At 38.0% G+C, this 18210-nt stretch carries 13 protein-coding genes; 5 read left to right on the top strand and 8 right to left on the bottom strand.

Annotated elements, in window-relative coordinates; genetic code table 11:
* Window positions 1-19 precede the first annotated feature (19 nt).
* Window positions 20-3142: a SusC/RagA family TonB-linked outer membrane protein gene (locus tag HX109_RS04500; protein WP_178950012.1), complete on the bottom strand. Its 3123-nt coding sequence runs from the start codon at window positions 3140-3142 to the stop codon at window positions 20-22.
* Between the two features lie 193 nt (window positions 3143-3335).
* Window positions 3336-6161 (bottom strand): DNA polymerase I, encoded by a 2826-nt coding sequence (gene polA, locus HX109_RS04495; RefSeq protein WP_178950011.1) that lies wholly within the window; start codon window positions 6159-6161, stop codon window positions 3336-3338.
* A 424-nt stretch (window positions 6162-6585) separates the two neighbouring features.
* Here polA and HX109_RS04490 point away from each other — a divergent pair, with 424 nt between their 5' ends.
* Window positions 6586-7833, top strand: a complete 1248-nt coding sequence (locus HX109_RS04490; protein WP_178950010.1) for a metallophosphoesterase — start codon at window positions 6586-6588, stop codon at window positions 7831-7833.
* 110 nt (window positions 7834-7943) lie between these two features.
* Window positions 7944-8240: a thioredoxin family protein gene (locus tag HX109_RS04485; RefSeq protein ID WP_178950009.1), complete on the top strand. Its 297-nt coding sequence runs from the start codon at window positions 7944-7946 to the stop codon at window positions 8238-8240.
* On the opposite strand, the gene HX109_RS04480 is transcribed toward HX109_RS04485, so the two are convergent.
* From HX109_RS04480 to HX109_RS04470, 3 genes are all read right to left on the bottom strand, one after another.
* Window positions 8237-8821, bottom strand: a complete 585-nt coding sequence (locus tag HX109_RS04480) for an FISUMP domain-containing protein (protein ID WP_178950008.1) — start codon at window positions 8819-8821, stop codon at window positions 8237-8239. The genes HX109_RS04485 and HX109_RS04480 overlap by 4 nt on opposite strands.
* 80 nt (window positions 8822-8901) lie before the next feature.
* Window positions 8902-9540 (bottom strand): polysaccharide deacetylase family protein, encoded by a 639-nt coding sequence (locus tag HX109_RS04475; protein WP_178950007.1) that lies wholly within the window; start codon window positions 9538-9540, stop codon window positions 8902-8904.
* Window positions 9541-9543: 3 nt separating this feature from the next.
* A complete protein-coding gene (locus tag HX109_RS04470) occupies window positions 9544-11604 on the bottom strand; it encodes a TonB-dependent receptor family protein (protein WP_178950006.1) in 2061 nt (686 codons plus the stop codon).
* Window positions 11605-11737: 133 nt separating this feature from the next.
* On the opposite strand from HX109_RS04470, the gene HX109_RS04465 reads away from it, so the two are divergent.
* The 3 genes from HX109_RS04465 to HX109_RS04455 all read left to right on the top strand — a co-directional run bounded on the left by HX109_RS04465 (window position 11738) and on the right by HX109_RS04455 (window position 14770).
* Window positions 11738-12502 carry an exodeoxyribonuclease III gene (locus tag HX109_RS04465; protein WP_178950005.1) on the top strand — a complete coding sequence of 255 codons (765 nt, stop codon included), beginning with the start codon at window positions 11738-11740 and terminating at the stop codon, window positions 12500-12502.
* A 34-nt stretch (window positions 12503-12536) separates the two neighbouring features.
* Complete coding sequence (locus HX109_RS04460; protein WP_178950004.1) at window positions 12537-13496, top strand: flagellar motor protein MotB; 960 nt, start codon at window positions 12537-12539, stop codon at window positions 13494-13496.
* Window positions 13497-13729: 233 nt separating this feature from the next.
* Window positions 13730-14770, top strand: coding sequence for an aldo/keto reductase (locus HX109_RS04455; protein ID WP_178950003.1), 1041 nt, complete (start codon window positions 13730-13732; stop codon window positions 14768-14770).
* Here the strand turns inward: HX109_RS04455 and HX109_RS04450 are convergent.
* The 3 genes from HX109_RS04450 to radA form a co-directional block, all read right to left on the bottom strand.
* The gene (locus HX109_RS04450) at window positions 14767-15909 is read right to left on the bottom strand and encodes a M23 family metallopeptidase (protein ID WP_178950002.1); all 1143 of its coding nucleotides are present in this window, start codon (window positions 15907-15909) and stop codon (window positions 14767-14769) included. The two genes, HX109_RS04455 and HX109_RS04450, sit on opposite strands and share 4 nt — an antisense overlap.
* A gap of 88 nt (window positions 15910-15997) precedes the next feature.
* Complete coding sequence (locus HX109_RS04445; protein ID WP_178950001.1) at window positions 15998-16792, bottom strand: META domain-containing protein; 795 nt, start codon at window positions 16790-16792, stop codon at window positions 15998-16000.
* Between the two features lie 15 nt (window positions 16793-16807).
* On the bottom strand, window positions 16808-18169 hold the full coding sequence (gene radA / locus HX109_RS04440) for a DNA repair protein RadA (RefSeq protein ID WP_178950000.1): 1362 nt from the start codon (window positions 18167-18169) through the stop codon (window positions 16808-16810).
* Between the last annotated feature and the right edge of the window lie 41 nt (window positions 18170-18210).

Below are 18210 nucleotides of genomic sequence, written 5' to 3'. Positions count from 1 at the left end.
CATCATACTTTGCTTTTAGTTAAAATCCAACATTTAATCCAATCGAAAAAGTTCTTGGTGGATTAAATGTATTACCCTCGGGTGTCCCAGCTAATTCGGCTTGAGGATTTGCTCCAGTCCTTTTACTTTTTGTATATAAATTTTCACCAATTACAGAGAGTCTTAAGTTATCAACTCCAATTTGTTTAGCAATGTCACCATCAAAGGAATATCCTAAATTGATGTTTCTAAGTGTCCAGAATGAAGCATCAGTAAGAAATCTGTCAGAAGCCTGTCTTACGATGTTAGGATTTCCTGCTTCCAAACGTGGTACGCTTGTAATGTCTCCTGGTTGTCTCCAGGCATTCAAAATATCTGGATGATAAGAGCTACCATAGTTTCCGCTGTGCATCATAGCGGCATATCCAAAATCTAAAAATTTTCCACCAACACCATAATTCACTAAAAAGTCGAGCGAAAAGCCTTTATAGTTAATTGTACTGGCAACGGATCCCAAGAGGTCTGGAATGGAGCTATCTCCAGTATAGGCTCTTTCTGTATCTTGCCAATCGGTTGTAGTGGCAATTTCCCCATTGGAGTCTAATACAGGAACACTATTTCCGTCGTCGTCCAATTCATATTGCAAAAACAATTGATCACCCGTATCTGGGTCTACACCGGCAGTTCTTAAAATATAAAAATCGAATCTAGATCTTCCTTCTTCCCAACGTTGTTGGCCATCGACAAAAGGATTTGGCAAGCTTGTAATTTCATTCTTAAACGTGGACGCCTGAAGCGTAACATTCCATCGAAAATCGTTCTTATTTATTAAACGTGTTGTTAATGCAAATTCCCACCCTGAATTAAACATGTCACCCACATTCACCGGTACTTCATTTAAACCATTACTTAGTGGAATGGGAAGTAAATAAAGTAAGTCGGAAGAGTTTCTTTTGTAATATTCTACAGAACCTTCTAGAATGTTATTGAACAAGGCAAATTCCAATGCAACATCATAGGTTTCTATAGTTTCCCACTGTAATTCATCATTTCCAATATCTGTAAAAATAATAGCGGGATCTGCTGCATTGGAGGTAATGGAAAATCTGGCTTGAGACAAAAAGAAGTCATTTAAATCATCATTTCCTACTTCCCCATAAGAACCTCTAAGTTTTAATTGATTAATAAAGGAAACGTTATCCATGAAACTTTCTTGATCTATTCTCCAAGAGCCACCAATAGAATAGAATGTTCCCCATCTAGAATCTTCGCTAAAAACGGAAGAACCATCTCTTCTCGCCGAAGCACTCAAATAATATCTGTTATCGAAATTATAATTAAGCCTAGAAAAATAACCTTCAAGACCCTTTCTTGTAGAGGATCCGCCTAAATCTACTATGTTTGAAAAATTATCAAACTCAAAGATGCCATTAGCGGCTTGAATAGTTTTTAAACCGTTATTACTAGAAAAAGTGCGATCGAAACTTTCGTGACCTAATGTGATGTCTAAATTATGGCCACCAAAGCTTTTGGTATAGGTAAGTAGCTGATTGAAGTTTTCCACCTGTCTTCGAGCCCTTGTTTCACTGTATCTTCCGTCAGGTTGAGCATCACCGATTATAGCATTTTCATATTCCTTTTCCAAGAGCTCATTGATATCCCGACCATAGTTCAGTCTAAGATTAAGTCCATCTAAAATTTTAATTTCTGTGAAAAAACGAAACCCATAAGTGTTATCTCTGTCTCTTTCATCATTTAAAAGAAGTTCTTGTAAAGCATGTCGCCCTTGGCTTATAGGTCTGGATCCTATATTGAACTCTGGAAACCCTTCACCACTATCAAAAACTAAATCTCCAAAAACGTCTCGAACTAGATTTCCTTGAAGATCATTAACATAAACTGGGTATATTGAACCAATGTTTTTAGCAAAACCAAAAGGGTTTACAATGCTGTTTTCACCGGCAGAACTAGGGGCAGAAGACTCGGTAATGGCAATATTTGCACTACCTCCAATTTTTATATGATTGCTGACATCAAATTCCGCATTGAGTCGAGTAGTTAAACGATCAAATCCCGAAGTAATTACGTAGCTTTCTTCATCAAGATAGGATGCAGAGAAGAATACGCTGTGATTTTCACCTCCGCCAGAAACATTAACATTGTAATTTTGTCTAACTCCCGTTCTAGATAACTCATCGTACCAGTCAAGGCTTTTATAGATAACCCTGGCGTTAGGGTTTAATCTACCGTCTGTTCCTACAATTTCATTGTTCGGAACATTGAAAGGGTTATATCCTAAATTATTATAAATATTGGCTGATGCAAAAGCAGGATCTCCAGCACCGGCGCTGGAATTCTTTAAAGCCTCCCACATGGTTTCGTAATATTCACCAGGGGAAACTTCTTCGTAAAACGGTATCGAAGGAGAAACCAAACCGTACTGCATCGAAGCATTTACCTTAATGGCTCCATTTGTACCTTGCTTTGTTGTTATAATTACCACGCCATTGGCCGCTCTGGATCCATATAAAGAGGTAGATGCGGCATCTTTGAGAATGGTAAAAGATGCAATGTCTTCTTGATTTATAGTATTTAAGCTACCTTCGTATTGAATTCCATCTACAATATACAATGGATCTGTATCTCCGTTTAATGTACCGACACCTCGAATAACTATACCTGGAGAGGATCCAGGACCAGCAGATGAGGTAAATTGAACCCCTGTTGCTCTACCTTCTATAGCTGCAATAGGGGAAGTAACATTTCTTATTTCCAAGTCTTCTGAACTTACAACGCTAGCGGAGCCAGTAAATGCTTCTTTCGTGCTTGTTCCGTATGCAGTAACAATTACTTCGTCTAGTGCTTGGGCATCTAATTGTAAAGTAACGTCAATAGTGTTGGACGAGCCAACCCTTCTCTCTTCTGTTTTTTGTCCTAGAAAGGAAAAGACAAGTGTTTGACCTTGATCAGCTGAAATAGAATAATTTCCGTCAAAATCAGTTTGGGTACCCGAAGAGGTGCCTTTAATAATTACGTTTGCTCCCGGAAGTGGAAGTCCGTCCTGGTCTACAACAGTACCAGTAATCGGTTTTTCTTGAGAAAAACCGAAATGCATTCCTACCACTAAGAGAAATGGAACAATCCAATTAGTTTTAATTTTCATGATTAGTTATTTAAAATTAGCCACTTAAAGATTGCGCTTTTTTTTAAATTAACATAATTTAAACAGTAAATTCTTTTTAAATTAACATTTTAATTGAAAATTAAATAAATAAGTTAGGATTATTTGTGTGATTTAATAATTTAATGTTGACTGTTTGGCATAATTTTAAGAGAATCCATTGATCATTTTAATTTCAATGCGCCTCCAACCAGTTATCGCCTGTGCCCAGTTCAACATCCAATGGTACGCTTAGTTTGTATGCGTTTTCCATTTCGGTTTTGATGAGGGTTTTTACGGTGTCCAGTTCGTCTTTATGGGCGTCGAATACCAATTCATCGTGCACTTGAAGCAGCATTTTGGTTTTAAAATTGCCTTCTTTTAGTTTTTGGTGAATATTAATCATCGCAATTTTAATGATGTCTGCAGCGCTTCCCTGGATTGGAGCATTTACGGCATTTCTTTCGGCGGCTCCTCTAACCACTTGATTACGGGAATTAATATCTTTTAAATAACGACGCCTTCCTAAAATGGTTTCCACATAACCGTTATCCTGCGCATAATGAACTTGTTTGCTCATGTATGCCTTTAATTTAGGATATGTTTCATAATAGGTATCTATTAATTCTTTGGCTTCACTTCTATTCAAGGTAGTTTGGTTGCTTAGTCCGAAAGCGGAAACTCCATAGATAATACCGAAGTTTACTGTTTTGGCATTGCTTCGCTGCTCGCGGGTAACATCTTCAATAGCTACTTTGAACACTTGTGAAGCCGTTGTTACGTGAATATCCTGACCTTCTTGAAAGGCTTTTATCATGGTGTCCTCCTCACTTAACGCTGCGATAATGCGGAGTTCAATTTGTGAATAATCCGCGGCTAGCAAAGTGTAGTTTTCATCTCTTGGAACAAAAGCCTTCCGAACCTGTCTTCCTCTTTCGGTTCTTATCGGGATATTCTGCAAATTCGGATTGTTGGAACTCAACCTTCCGGTTGCCGCTACCGCCTGACTGTAAACAGTATGAATGCGATGCGTTCTGGAATTTATCTCGTTGGGAAGCGCATCCACATAGGTGCTTTTGAGCTTGTTCAATTGGCGCCATTCCAAAATATCAGCTACAATTTGATGATCTTTTGCCAGATACGAAAGTACATCTTCCGCAGTGGAATATTGACCTGTTTTGGTCTTTTTCGGTTTGTCGACTAGCTTCAATTTGTCAAATAAAATCGGACCTAATTGCTTTGGGGATGCTAAATTGAATTCTTCCCCAGCTTGTTCAAAAATGGCTTTTTCCAGACGATCGATATCGGTATTTAGAGCGCCACTTAAACTTTTCAGGTAGTTTTCATCTAAATTGATTCCCTCAATTTCCATGTCGGAAAGCACTTTTACCAGCGGAGCTTCAATCTCTTCAAAAAGCTTTTTTGCATTTCGTTTCGGTAGTTCTTCAGCAAAAAGATTTTTTAACTGAAGGGTAATATCAGCATCTTCAACCGCATACTCCGTTTGTTTTTCCAATTCTACGGATCGCATGGAACGCTGGTTTTTGCCTTTTTTCCCTATAAGGGTTTCTATGGAAACCGGACTGTAATTTAAATAGGTTTCTGCGAGGACATTCATATTGTGACGCATATCTGGATTGATAAGATAATGCGCAATCATGGTATCAAAAATAGGGCCTTTTACAGGCATGTTGTAATTGGACAAAACTTTGAGGTCGTACTTAAGATTTTGTCCTATTTTTTCAATTTCCTCGTTTTCAAAAAACGGTCGAAATTCTTCCAAAATTGCTTTTGTTTCCTTTTGATCTTCAGGGAAAGAAACATAATGCCCCGTTCCAGGTTCCCATGAAAACGCACAGCCAACCAGCTCGGCTTCCAAGGATTTTATGTTCGTGGTTTCCGTGTCAAAACAAACACTTTTTTGTTGCAATAGCTTTTCCAGCAATAGTTTTCGTGCCAACGGTGTGTTGGCCTGTTGGTAAAAATGCGGTACCTGTTCAATGGTTTTGAATCCAGAAACTGTAGTTGTAGCACTTTCAGCAGCCTCGTTGTTCCCAAAAAGATCGTATTGAACGTCTAAATTAGAGTTTACATTGGCTGTATTCCCTTCGGAAGTTTCTTCCTCTGGAGCCGTTTCCTGTCCGAAGGTTTTCATAAGGTTATCGGCGAGCCTTCTAAACTCCAATTCTTGAAAGATTTCTTGCACTTTTGGAATATCGGGAGTATCCAGTTTATAGTCTTCTTCATGAAATTCTACTGGTACATCCAGCATGATGCGTGCCAGTTTTTTAGATAGAATTCCCTGTTCTGCATTTTCTTCTACTTTTTCCTTCATTTTTCCTTTTAGCTTGTCGGTATTTGCTAAAAGTGCTTCCATGCTACCAAATTCTTTTAAAAACTTTTTCGCCGTTTTTTCTCCCACGCCTGGTAAACCTGGAATGTTATCAACCGAATCCCCCATCATTCCGAGAAAATCAATAACCTGTTCTGGAGTTTCTACTTCAAATTTCTTTTGTACCTCCGGAATTCCCCAAATTTCAATACCATTTCCCATTCTTGCTGGGCGGTACATAAATATATTTTCAGAAACCAACTGGGCAAAATCTTTATCGGGAGTCACCATGTAAACTTTATAGTTGGCTTTTTCCGCCTGCTTTGCAAGTGTTCCAATGATATCATCGGCTTCATATCCCGCTTTTTCTATGCAGGGAATATGCATGGCTTTTAAAATATCTTGAATAATCGGTACTGCAATACGAATGGCTTCCGGCGTTTCATCGCGATTGGCTTTGTAAGCTTCAAACATTTCCACACGGTCCTTGCTGCCTTCCTTATCGAAAGCAACCGCTAAATGATCTGGATTTTCTCTTTTAATTACGTCCAAGAGGGAATTCATAAACCCCATAATAGCAGAAGTATCCATACCTTTGGAATTAATACGTGGATTTTTTATGAATGCGTAATACCCTCTAAAAATTAAAGCGTAAGCGTCTAAAAGAAAAAGCCGTTTTTGATCTTGCATGCGTTGCTTGTATAAAGTTGAAAGCGTAAAGTTAAAAAGTTTTACGCACTCTTGGAGATATCTTTTGGTTTCTTCCGAAGAAAGGAATTGTAGCTTTTACGACATATAAACATAAAGCAAGTGTTGGTGTACGTTAAATAAATTTTAAATGCAACGTATTGTACTGTTTATAAGGTACTTTTGTTAGCGAAATTCAATTTTGAGAATCTGCCAACGGTAGAGCACTCAAAATTGTAAATTGAGCTAATCCCGACCGGTAGCGTCGGGATCTATTTTAAACGATTCGTTTCGCAAAATTTTGACTCTGCGAAATATATTAGTTTGATATTTTGTTCCTATTAATTTTATTTGTCAGGCTGAGCCTGTCGAAGCCCCGGATGGGATGTTAAATTACTCTCATTTATAAGCCTTATTAAAAAACTATATGTCTCGATTTTTTATTTTCCTTGGAATTATCTACCTCATTGGAGCTTTTTATGGCTTCCAAGCATTTCGAACCCTTGTTAAAAATCCATATCTACAAATTTTATATGGCTTGGCATTTGTAGCCGTTTTGGTAAATGTCTACATTCAGTTCAATCATTTTGATCGTTCGCAAGGGATGAGTCATTCTATGGGAATTGCCGTTGGATTATTTTTAGCATTTATGGCTTTGGGCTTCTGTTCGGGTATTTTTATGCTCATCGAAGATGTGGTACGTTTTTTTACGTGGGTTTTTGGGAAAGTCTTTTCTTCGGCTAAAGTTGCTTCGGAAGGATTTCCAGACCGTAGAAAGTTTGTGAGTCAGATAGCGCTAGGTGTTGCCGCTGTTCCTTTTCTATCCTTGCTTTACGGAATGTACAAAGGAAAATATGACTATCACGTTTGGAAACACACATTGGAGTTTGATGACCTCCCCGATGCATTCGATGGATACAGAATTACTCAAATATCAGATATTCACAGTGGCAGTTTAGACAACAAGGAAAAGGTGGAGTACGCCGTCGATCTTATCAACGAGCAAGCTTCAGATGTTATTCTCTTTACAGGGGATTTGGTAAATAGCATAGCAACAGAAATGTATCCGTGGAAGGCAACATTTTCAAAATTAAATGCCAAAGACGGTATTTTTTCAGTATTGGGAAACCACGATTACGGCGATTATGCCGAGTGGCCTTCGGAGGCTGCTAAAGTTGCCAATCTCGACGAATTGAAGGCTATTCAAAAAGAATTAGGCTTTGACCTTTTACTGAACGAAAGCAGGTATTTGGAGAAAAACGGACAAAAATTAGCTTTAATCGGGGTAGAAAATTGGGGCGAAGGCGGATTCAAAAAAGCGGGTGACCTGGATAAGGCGATAGCAAGAATAGATAAAAACGATTTTAAAATACTCATGAGCCACGATCCGTCCCACTGGCATTACCAGGTAATCGATCATCCGTATCATTATCATTTAACCCTAAGCGGGCATACCCACGGAATGCAATTCGGAGTGGAAATACCTGGTTGGTTAAAGTGGAGCCCTGTAAAATACCGTTACAAGTATTGGGCAGGTGTTTACGAAAAAATGGGGCAATATATAAATGTTAACCGTGGGCTCGGTTTTATTGGGTATCCGGGGCGCGTAGGTATTTGGCCAGAAATTACAGTCATAGAATTGAAAAAAAGGAAAAATACAGTTTCTACATCTTAAATCTAGATTTGCCAAAAAAGGTTAAAAACAGCCTAAAACAGCTTGTATAGAGCATTTTAACGCTTTTTTTATTACATTTGATTTATCAAGTTGTTAAAAATTGAATATTTATGTCAAAGTTTGGCGAGTTAATTCACGGTAGCATCCCTGTGTTATTAGACTTTTATACAGATTGGAATGAATCTTCTACAGCAATGCACCCCGTACTGCGCGATGTAGCTGCAGCCCTGGGGGACAAAGCTAGAGTCATAAAAATAGATGTCGACAAAAATCAGGAATTGGCAGAAGCTTTGAGGGTAAAAGGTTTACCCACCTTAATGATTTATAAAAGTGGTGAAATGGTATGGCGCCAGAGTGGGGAGCAAGATGCAAACACACTTATTGGACTGCTACAAGAATACCTTTAATCTTTTAAGCACCTACAGCTTTTAGAGAAGTTGCCAGCTTTTATCTCGATAGACTGTTCCGGGATGTATTCCACATAATAAGGCAGGTTATTTTGGTTGGCAGAAGAGGTAGCATAATAGCCTCCTGTACCAAAATCGTAAGAGCCTATTTGCGGTGCACGCCTTCCAGCAGGCAATAAATTAAAATTGACTTGATTTCCTTGAAAAGTAGCTCCCGGTTCTACCAATAAATGAGCCACATTAATACCTCCTAAATAGTCAAATAATTCTTCCCATTCTTCTTTGGTAGGAATATGCCAACCGTCTGGGCACGAAATGGCAGTTATGTTTTCATAAAGCCTTCCCAGCAATACACAATTTAATTCATCATTATCATAACAGGAACTTCTGAAATCCCCCTTGTCGAAATTTAAATTTTCTGCAAACCAAGTTTGATTTCCTATTCTAACCGTCTCATAAATTTGTCCATCCCTGGAATCGGTGATAAATTTTTCCTCAAAATTTTCTGAATTGTTATCATCATCGTTAGAACACGATAATAGAAACATTGGAAGCAATAAAAGGATAAGAAGATTTTTCATGATCTTTAAGTTTACTTATGGTGGTTGTTTGCTGAAAGATAAAGATACAAAATTTATGTAAAAACCTATATGTCAGATATTTATATTGATTTAAGGATGAAGTTTTGTCTGTTGAGATCTTTTAAAATTACCGGTAGAGCTTTTTGAAGTATTGGAAACGATTTTACACTGTCGTGAAAAACTACAATACTACCTGCTTTTACATTTGTCACTACATTTTCAATGCATTTTTCAGCTGAAATGTTGGTGTCAAAATCGGCACTTAAGACATCCCACATAATAATTTTATAATTCTTATTTCGCAGTTCCCGAGAGGCCCTTAAAGAAATACGCCCATATGGAGGCCTAAAAAGTTTAGTGTTTAGATGGGGAATAAGCCTTTGAAAAGTTTTATCCGCCTTTTCAACATTTTTTAAATAATCATCCACACCTTGCTTAGCACAATTAAAATGATTGTAGGTATGGTTGCCAATGGTATGTCCTTGTGCCAAAATCTCCTTTAGAATTTCCGGGTGTTCTTTTGCATTCTTTCCGATACAAAAAAATGTAGCTTTGGCATTGTATTTTTTAAGTTGTTTTAAAACAAAGGTCGTTACGTTTGGTGTTGGGCCATCATCAAAGGTTAAGTAAACCACTTTCTCTTCGGTTTTCACTTTCCAAAGTAACCGCGGAAACAACAGTTTAATTATTTTGGGCGTTTTTATGGTGTAGAATCTCACTGTTTAAAACAAGTATTTTAATTTTACGCCCCCAAAATAGTTAATGGGCAGTCCAGGGTAGTAATACCGGGGTTCTGCACCGCCAAAACCAACAGCGTTGATTAAAATGGAAGAAGCATATTTTTCATTCAGCACATTATTTATCCCGCCGGTAAATTCCATGCTAAAGTTTTTAAAAATTCGAGCTGTATATCCTGCTTTTAAATTTACTACATTATAAGCATTGTAGTATAGGGAGTTGGCATCGTTCATTGGGAGTTCGCCCACATATTGGTAGGTGGTAGAAAAATAAATGCCATTGGAATGGTTCAATAGAAAGCCACCGTTCCATAGGTTTTTGGGAACTCCTGTAAGATCGTTTCCAGAGTAATCGTTTTCTTCATCGGTAAAATCCACAAACTTTTGATTGTTAAAGGTGGCATTAAAATACGGTTGTAGGGAAAGGTCTTGAGAAAGTTCCCAAAGATATTTTATGCTGAATTCCAATCCTTTATGAGATGTTTTTCCGGCATTTCTTCCAATATATTGGTCTTCGTCCACACGCTCGGCCACCAAAAGGTTTTTTACATCCATATAATAGAAGGTAATGTTCGTTTTTAATTTTTTGCTGAAGAAATAGTTTTCGGTTCCCACCTCGTAATTTATACCGGTTTCGGGACCTATTTCTGGATTTATAACGCCCTCTGGGGTCAAGGTTTCTTCCAAATTCGGGAACGAAAAACCGTAGCTTACATTTCCAAACAGTTGATGGTTTGTCGTGAAATTGTATCTTACAGTTAGGCTGGGTGCCCAAATACCATCAAAATTGCGTTTGGCATTTCTATTATCATTTTCCGAATTAAAATAATCCCGAAAAGAATACAAGCTTTTATTGTAATTAATTCCAGTTTCAATAGCTAATTTATCAAAATAGGCCGTAAAGTTGGCAAAGGCATTCCAGCGGTTTCTATATTCTTTGTTATCGCTTAAAAGATCACCTTGTAAGCTTCCTTGATTGTTATTTTCTTCATATAAATTTTCAAAAGTAGCCCATTGGTAGGTGTCCGAATAGAGCTCTGCGCCTGCGTTAAATTTATTTTTAAAGGGCAATACTGTAATACTTCCGGAGAAAACGGAGCGAAAACCATAGCTATTGGTAAATTCATCCAAAATATTAAATGGTCGCGGTTCGTAATGGTCGATGTACGAATAGAAAACAGTTGTAGTGTTTTTAAGGCTTTGGCTAAAAATATGTTGGTAGGTAAGACCGGTAGTGGTTATTTTATTGTCTTCGTAGCCTTGAGCAGCTTTCCAATTGGCAGCTGCACGGGTTGGATCTTCATCAAAATCAGTTTGGTTAATCGAACTCGGTATTTGTGCATTGTAGTCTAACTGATTGATAAGAAATTTCAACTTATTTTTATCGTTAAACTGATATCCAACATCAAGAAAAATAGCATCCCTATCATAATTGCTATTATCTCTATATCCATTGGTCTGCAAATGGTCGGAGAGTACATTGATGTAAAACTTTTCATCTCGGTACCCAGCTTGTAGACTATTTTTAAGCAAGCCGTAAGATCCTACCGTTAGGTTATTCCGCAGGGTGGTTTTTCCTTTCGCCGGTAATTTGGTGTTTAGCAGTAAAGCGCCACCGAGATTGGTGCCGAATATGGTGGCTTTTGGCCCTTTAATTATTTCAATTTGGGAAAGGCTCTCGGGATCGTAGATGTTAAAAGCAGTTTCGCCTATCCCACTTGTAATGGGAATCCCGTTGTAATAGGCCTGTATTTTATTGGTGCCATACAGCGTTCTAGACCCCATTCCTCTCACAGTTAGCCGATTGGTATTTAAAGCTCCCGAAAACACATGTACCCCAGGGGTTTCGTTTAAAACTGTTGTAATTTCCGTAGGTGCATATCGTTCAATATCTTCTGTTTTAATCTGGCTGGCAGGGGTAATTAAGGTGGAGCTATTAATGAATCTATTGGATTCTAAGATCACTTCGGCTAAAGTGTCATTTTTTTTGACTTGTGCGGTTAAAATTCCGAAGGAAAAAATAAAAAGTAGGAAGCATTTGTTCATAGCGTAAAAATAGAAAGTTTTAAGGGAAGATTTTACATTCTCACTTTTATCTTTTTCTGAAAGTATCCTTATTTTAGCCTTTTATTTTTGTTTTCAAAAAAACGAGCTTACTTAACACACTAAATATAGATAGATGAAGATTATTTCTTATAACGTAAACGGAATTCGCGCAGCAATAAAAAAAGGGTTTCTAGATTGGTTGCAATCGGCAGACCCAGATGTAATCTGTTTACAGGAAATAAAAGCCAATAAGGAACAATTGGATTTATCGGTTTTTGAAGAAGCTGGTTATCCATACCACTATTGGTACAGTGCCGAAAAGAAAGGGTATAGTGGGGTGGCCATTTTATCTAAAATGCAGCCTAACAGTGTTACCTATGGGACCGGAATTGATTATATGGATGCGGAAGGCAGAAACATTCGGGCAGATTTTGAAACGTGTTCGGTAATGAGTTTGTACTTGCCTTCGGGAACCAATATTGCACGATTGGAACACAAACTCCAATACATGGACGATTTTCAAAAATATGTAAATGCCTTAAAAAATGAAGTTCCCAACTTGGTTATTTGTGGCGATTATAATATTTGTCACCAAGCCATAGATATTCACGATCCTGTAAGAAATGCCAATGTTTCGGGTTTTCTTCCCGTGGAAAGAGAGTGGATTGGAAATTTTATAGAAAGCGGATTTATAGATAGTTTCCGCCATTTTAACAAAGAACCCCATAATTACAGTTGGTGGAGCTACCGTGCGAATGCCAGAAATAATAATAAGGGTTGGCGCATCGATTACAATATGGTGGCAGAACCTTTGCAAGAAAAGTTAAAACGAGCCGTTATATTACCGGAAGCTAAGCACAGCGACCATTGTCCGATTCTAGTGGAAATAGAAGGATAGAATCAAAAAATGATTAAAATTTAAAGAAAAATATATGTTGAAAAGAGTTTTTATGGGGTTCCTAATGTTGAGTTTGGCGACTTCCTGTGTGTCTTCAAAAGTTTACAACGACCTCCAAAGTAGATACGATAAGTTAAAAGGTGACAAAGAAAATGTTGCTGCTGAAAATCAAGAATTAAAAGCAGAGAACAACAAGCTGGAGAACGATTTCAACGCGCTTCAAAAAAAGTATGATGCTACAGTGGCCGAAAGAAATCAATTGAGGCAAGATTATGAAGCTGCTAAGAATAATTTGGCAAATTTAGAGGCTTCCTATAAAGCCTTGGAAGATAATAGCAGCGCTGCTATTGCGGCCAATGCAGAAAAGAATAGAAATTTGTTACGGCAATTAGAAGAAAAAGAGAAAGCGCTAGCGGCTGAAAATGCACGATTGGAAACCTTAAAACAACAATTGGATGCGCGTTCTAAAAGAGTAGCAGAATTAGAAGGGCTCATTGCTTCCAAAGACGCTGCTATGAAAAATTTGAAAGATGCTATTTCTAGAGCTTTGTTGGATTTTGAAGGGAAAGGGCTTACAGTAGAGCAAAGAGACGGAAAAGTGTACGTATCGATGGAGAACAAATTGCTTTTTCCGAGTGGTAGCTGGGTTGTTAATGCTAATGGCCGGAAGGCAGTTCAACAGTTGGGAACAGTCTTGGCGCAAAATCCAGACATTAATGTGCTTATAGAAGGCCATACCGATAATGTTCCATACGGAGGTAACGGCCCGTTAAAGGACAATTGGGATCTATCGACCAAAAGAGCAACTTCCATAGTGCAGATTTTGCAGGAAAACAATCAGATAAATCCAGCCAATTTAACAGCGGCAGGAAAAGGGGAATATATGCCTGTGGCAAGTAATGCGACTACAGAAGGAAAAGCTAAAAACCGTAGAATTGAAGTTATTTTAACTCCTAAACTCGATGAGGTAACGAAGCTTTTGAATGATATTTAGATAATGTGGTCTTATCGAATTTTATAGTTTTGAAAATCACATTTTGAATAACTAAAAATTAAAAATATCTTGTCAGCCAGTGAGCTCTTGTGCTGAACGTTGTTTCAGTATGTCGAAGGCCTATTGGAAATTAGAAACTCAAAAATAATGACGGCCAAAATCTTTTTTGTTCGTTTTTCATTGATGGAAAAAATGAACGTATAATATTTTAGGACACAATTGATTTATCTTTCATGAAATACACCAAATTACCCAATACCGATATTAAAGTAAGCAAAATCTGTTTAGGTACAATGACCTGGGGAAAGCAGAATACCGAGGCCGAAGGTTTTGAACAAATGGATTATGCACTGGACGAAGGTGTGAATTTTTTTGATACGGCAGAACTTTATGCGATTCCAAAAGAAAGGGAAACCCAAGGAAGAACCGAAGAAATTATTGGGAATTGGTTTAAAAGGACGGGAAATAGAAGCAAGGTGGTACTTGCATCTAAAATTGCTGGGCCTTCAAAATTCAATGAGCATTTTATTAGGGAAGAAGGGTTTACCAAAGCTGCTTTCGATGATGCTATCCACGGAAGCTTAAAAAGGCTCCAAACCGATTATATCGATTTATACCAACTGCATTGGCCAGATCGAACAACAAACTATTTTGGAAAAAGGGATTATGAACACGAAAATGATGAAGAGTGGAAAGATAATATTCAGGGAATTTTACAAATACTGGAAGGCTATATTAAAGAAGGAAAGATACGATCTATAGGCCTTTCCAATGAGGTTCCTTGGAGCGTGATGCGTTATTTGGAAGAAAGTAAATTTAATGGTTTGCCCAAAATCAGCACGATTCAAAATCCTTATAACCTATTAAATAGGACCTACGAAATTGGGCTTAGCGAGATTTCCATACGTGAAAATGTGGGGTTATTACCGTATTCCCCTTTAGGTTTTGGTAGGCTCACAGATAAATTCATCGAAAATAAAGGGATAGAAGATGCACGACTTGTCCTTTTTCCAGAAATGTCCAGATACAATGGAAAGCAATCTATTGAAGCAACAAAGCAATATTACGATCTTGCTAAGAATAACGGACTTTCACTGGCTACGCTTGCGTTAGCTTTTGTAAATAAACAGCCGTTTGTAACGAGTAACATTATCGGTGTTACCAAAATGCATCAGTTGAAAGAAAACATAGATAGTATTCAGGTTGAATTAAGTGATGAAGTCCTTTCAGGAATAAATAGCATCCATAATTCGATTCCCAATCCGGCACCTTAATTTAAATTCTTTACCAGGCTTTTATGAATAAAACCCGCTTGTTTGGTCAGGGTTTCTATATGAAACCAATCATTAGTTGCACCCATAAAATGCAACGTATCGTTTTTAGTGGCCGTCCCCAAAATTTGAGATGTTTTGGTGGTTGGGGAGTTTCTAATATTGGCCACACTGCTTTTTACAATTAACTTTTGGGAATAGTTTTTGGAAACATCGGGGAAAGATGGAAGTTTTTCTTGTTTTAAAAAAGGAAATGGATCTACAGCTCCAGAAAAACCTTTGTAAATTCCAAAATGCAGATGTGGGACTGTTTTGCTAGCGTTTCCCGTGTTTCCAACAAAACCCAATGTGTCGCCTTCTTTCACTTGTCCGCCACTTTTCACTGTGATGCTATCTAAATGTGCGTAGTACAAAGAGCAGTTATTTTGGGCATCCCTCAGCCAAACTTGTTTGCCGCCTAATCCTTTTTCTCCAGAATATCTTATGGAGCCTTTATTAACGGCAACTACGGGAGTTCCCCTTTTGGCGAAAATATCGATTCCTTCATGTTTTCGTTTACCTCCATCCCTGGCAGCTCCCCAAAAACTTTGAATGGCGGTGTCAGATTTTCCAGCAACAGGAAATGTATGGTACAAGGGCAAACTCTGAATGGTTAGGGCAAAGGTAGAACTAATGCCGAGCTCTGGCTGTACACGTATTTTATAGATTCCACCATCCTTAACTTCAAAAGAAATCGACTTTTGGTTTAATTCTGAAGAAGCTACTTGTTCCAAAGTCGCTAAAGAATCTCGGGTAATTTTAAAAAGTTCAATAAAAACTAGGTGTTTTGGGTGGTCTAGTTGTAGCCCTACGTTCAAAATACGCCCTGGTGATAAGTGAAGATTATAACTTAAAACCGGATTCTCATTCTTATTAAATACCCCATTTTCGGTATATGGCGTAGCCACCTTTAAGCTGTCCATAATTGCCATTTCTGCAGATTGCTGCCAGCGCTGGAAAATATCGATAGAATCTTTAAATGGTCTTTCATAAATTTCCCTAGCGCTAGGTTTCACCACAAAATCGGTAGCTTTTTGTATTTGTTTGCACCCTAAAATATAGAATAAAACAAAAAAGCCAATAACAAAAAATTTCTTCTTCATGCAATCCTAAAAGAGCATAAACAATGCCATAGCAGAAGATTACATTAAAATTTGAGCAAATTTGTTAATTAAATACTCAATAATGAGCTTAGTCTACCTTTCTAAAAACCAGCGTGTCTTTGTCCGACTTCAAAGTCAACAGCAAATTTTCATAACTAAATTGAAATTTCTTATTATTTACTGTTTGAAGAAATTTAGTTTCCATCTCTATATTTGGACATTTCATTTTTGTGCTGGCCAATTCGCCAATTGCCAAAGAATCTTTTTCAACAATAAGGGTTCCATTAATTCTATTACATCCCCCAAAGCCAAAAACTTTTCCTGTACGCAAATTAAATTCCAAATTGGGTCTTTTTGTATCTGTGGGAACGGCCTCACCGTTGATACTTTCCAATGCCCAAATGTCGTTTAACCTGTAATCTCCTATATATTTGCCGCATCCTTCAAACTCCTTGAAGTTTTCCATGTTTTTGGTTTTGGTGCTAATGCGTACTTTATAAGAAAAGGCCTCATCGCTATCGGTAACACATGGCTTTTTAAAAATAGTTACTTGCAAGATCCCATTTTCTGTTTCCGCGGAATAGTTTACAGCATTTACATCCTGTGGAATGCGGGCTTCGGGCACTGGGGAGGTTATGTTTTTTGGAGTATCTAAAGATGTAAAAGTCATCGATTTATCAAAATCGATTAAAAGGCTCCAAGAAGGGTTCTCTCCGGAAGCCATAAAGTCTACTCCTGCTGGAATCTCTTTTTGATTTTTTGTAACCTTATCCATCACTATTTCGTCTTTTGTTATAGTTTCATTTACCTCTTTTTTCGGAGTTTCTTTACATGCACTCATTAATGTTAACGCTGCAATAGCCAAGCTTATATTCTTCATCATAATTTTATATTTTCTTTAATCAAATAAAAACGCTACCACATCTTCAATTTTGCTTACCCTGCGAATATTTATTTGGGTATTTTTTAGTGATATTTTGTTCTGTTTAGAAACAAAAATGGTGGCAAATCCGAGCTTTTCGGCTTCCAGTATTCTTTGTTCCACCCGCTGCACAGGTCTAATTTCCCCTGCGAGTCCCACTTCGGCGGCAAAGCAAACATCTTTCTCGATGGCTGTATCTTCATTGCTCGACAAAATCGCCGCCACGACCGCAAGATCTATGGCGGGCTCTTCTATGGAAATCCCCCCAGTGATGTTTAAAAACACATCCTTAGCACCCAATCTAAACCCTGCTCTTTTTTCCAAAACTGCCAGTAAAAGATTCAATCTTTTAGTGTTGTAGCCAGTGGTGGTACGCTGGGGTGTTCCGTAAACCGCGGTGCTTACCAAGGCCTGTACTTCTATCATGAGCGGCCTCATTCCTTCTAAGGTAGCTGCAATAGCTGTGCCACTTAAGTCTTCTTCTGTTTTAGATATTAATATTTCCGAAGGATTGTTTACCTCTCTCAATCCGCTGCCCAGCATTTCATAAATGCCTAATTCTGCGGTAGAGCCAAACCTGTTTTTCAGGGAGCGTAGAATTCTATATACATGATTTCTGTCCCCTTCAAATTGAAGCACCGTATCTACCATATGCTCCAGGATTTTTGGTCCAGCAATATGTCCGTCTTTCGTTATATGTCCTATTAAAATAACAGGTATATGCGTTTCTTTGGCAAATTTGATGAGCTCGGAGGTACATTCCCGAATCTGACTAATACTTCCTGCGGAAGATTCTATATAATCGGTGTGCAATGTTTGTATGGAATCGATTATTAGGATATCAGGCTCGGTGGCTTCTACCTGTTTAAATATGTTTTGCGTTTTGGTTTCCGTTAGAATATAACAGTTTTTACTATCCGGAAAGATACGTTCCGCACGCATTTTTATTTGTTTCTGACTCTCTTCTCCGGATACATACAGCGTTTTAAAAGGTAGGTGTAGCGCTATTTGAAGCAGTAAAGTACTTTTTCCTATACCCGGCTCTCCTCCAAGAAGGGTTACCGATCCAGGTACGATACCGCCGCCCAGAACACGATCGAATTCCATTCCTCCAGACGACATGCGCATTTCCTGTGAACCGTCTATTTCTTGAATTCTCAATGGTTTGGCAGCTCTTTTGGAAGAAGTATCGGTAGGTTTCCAACCTTTTTTCTCTTCTTTTTGAACTACTTCTTCAACCAAAGTATTCCATTCTTTACAGGCAGAGCACTGTCCTTGCCATTTGGCATATTGGGTACCGCAACTCTGACAAAAAAATGTGGTTTTAACTTTTGCCATTCAGCTATAAAATTTTGAAAGTTGAAAGGTACGAAGATTTT

It is taken from the genome of Galbibacter sp. BG1 (assembly GCF_013391805.1).
In the GTDB taxonomy this organism is placed as follows: Bacteria; Bacteroidota; Bacteroidia; order Flavobacteriales; family Flavobacteriaceae; genus Galbibacter.
This window is presented reverse-complemented; position numbering and strand designations above follow the sequence as displayed.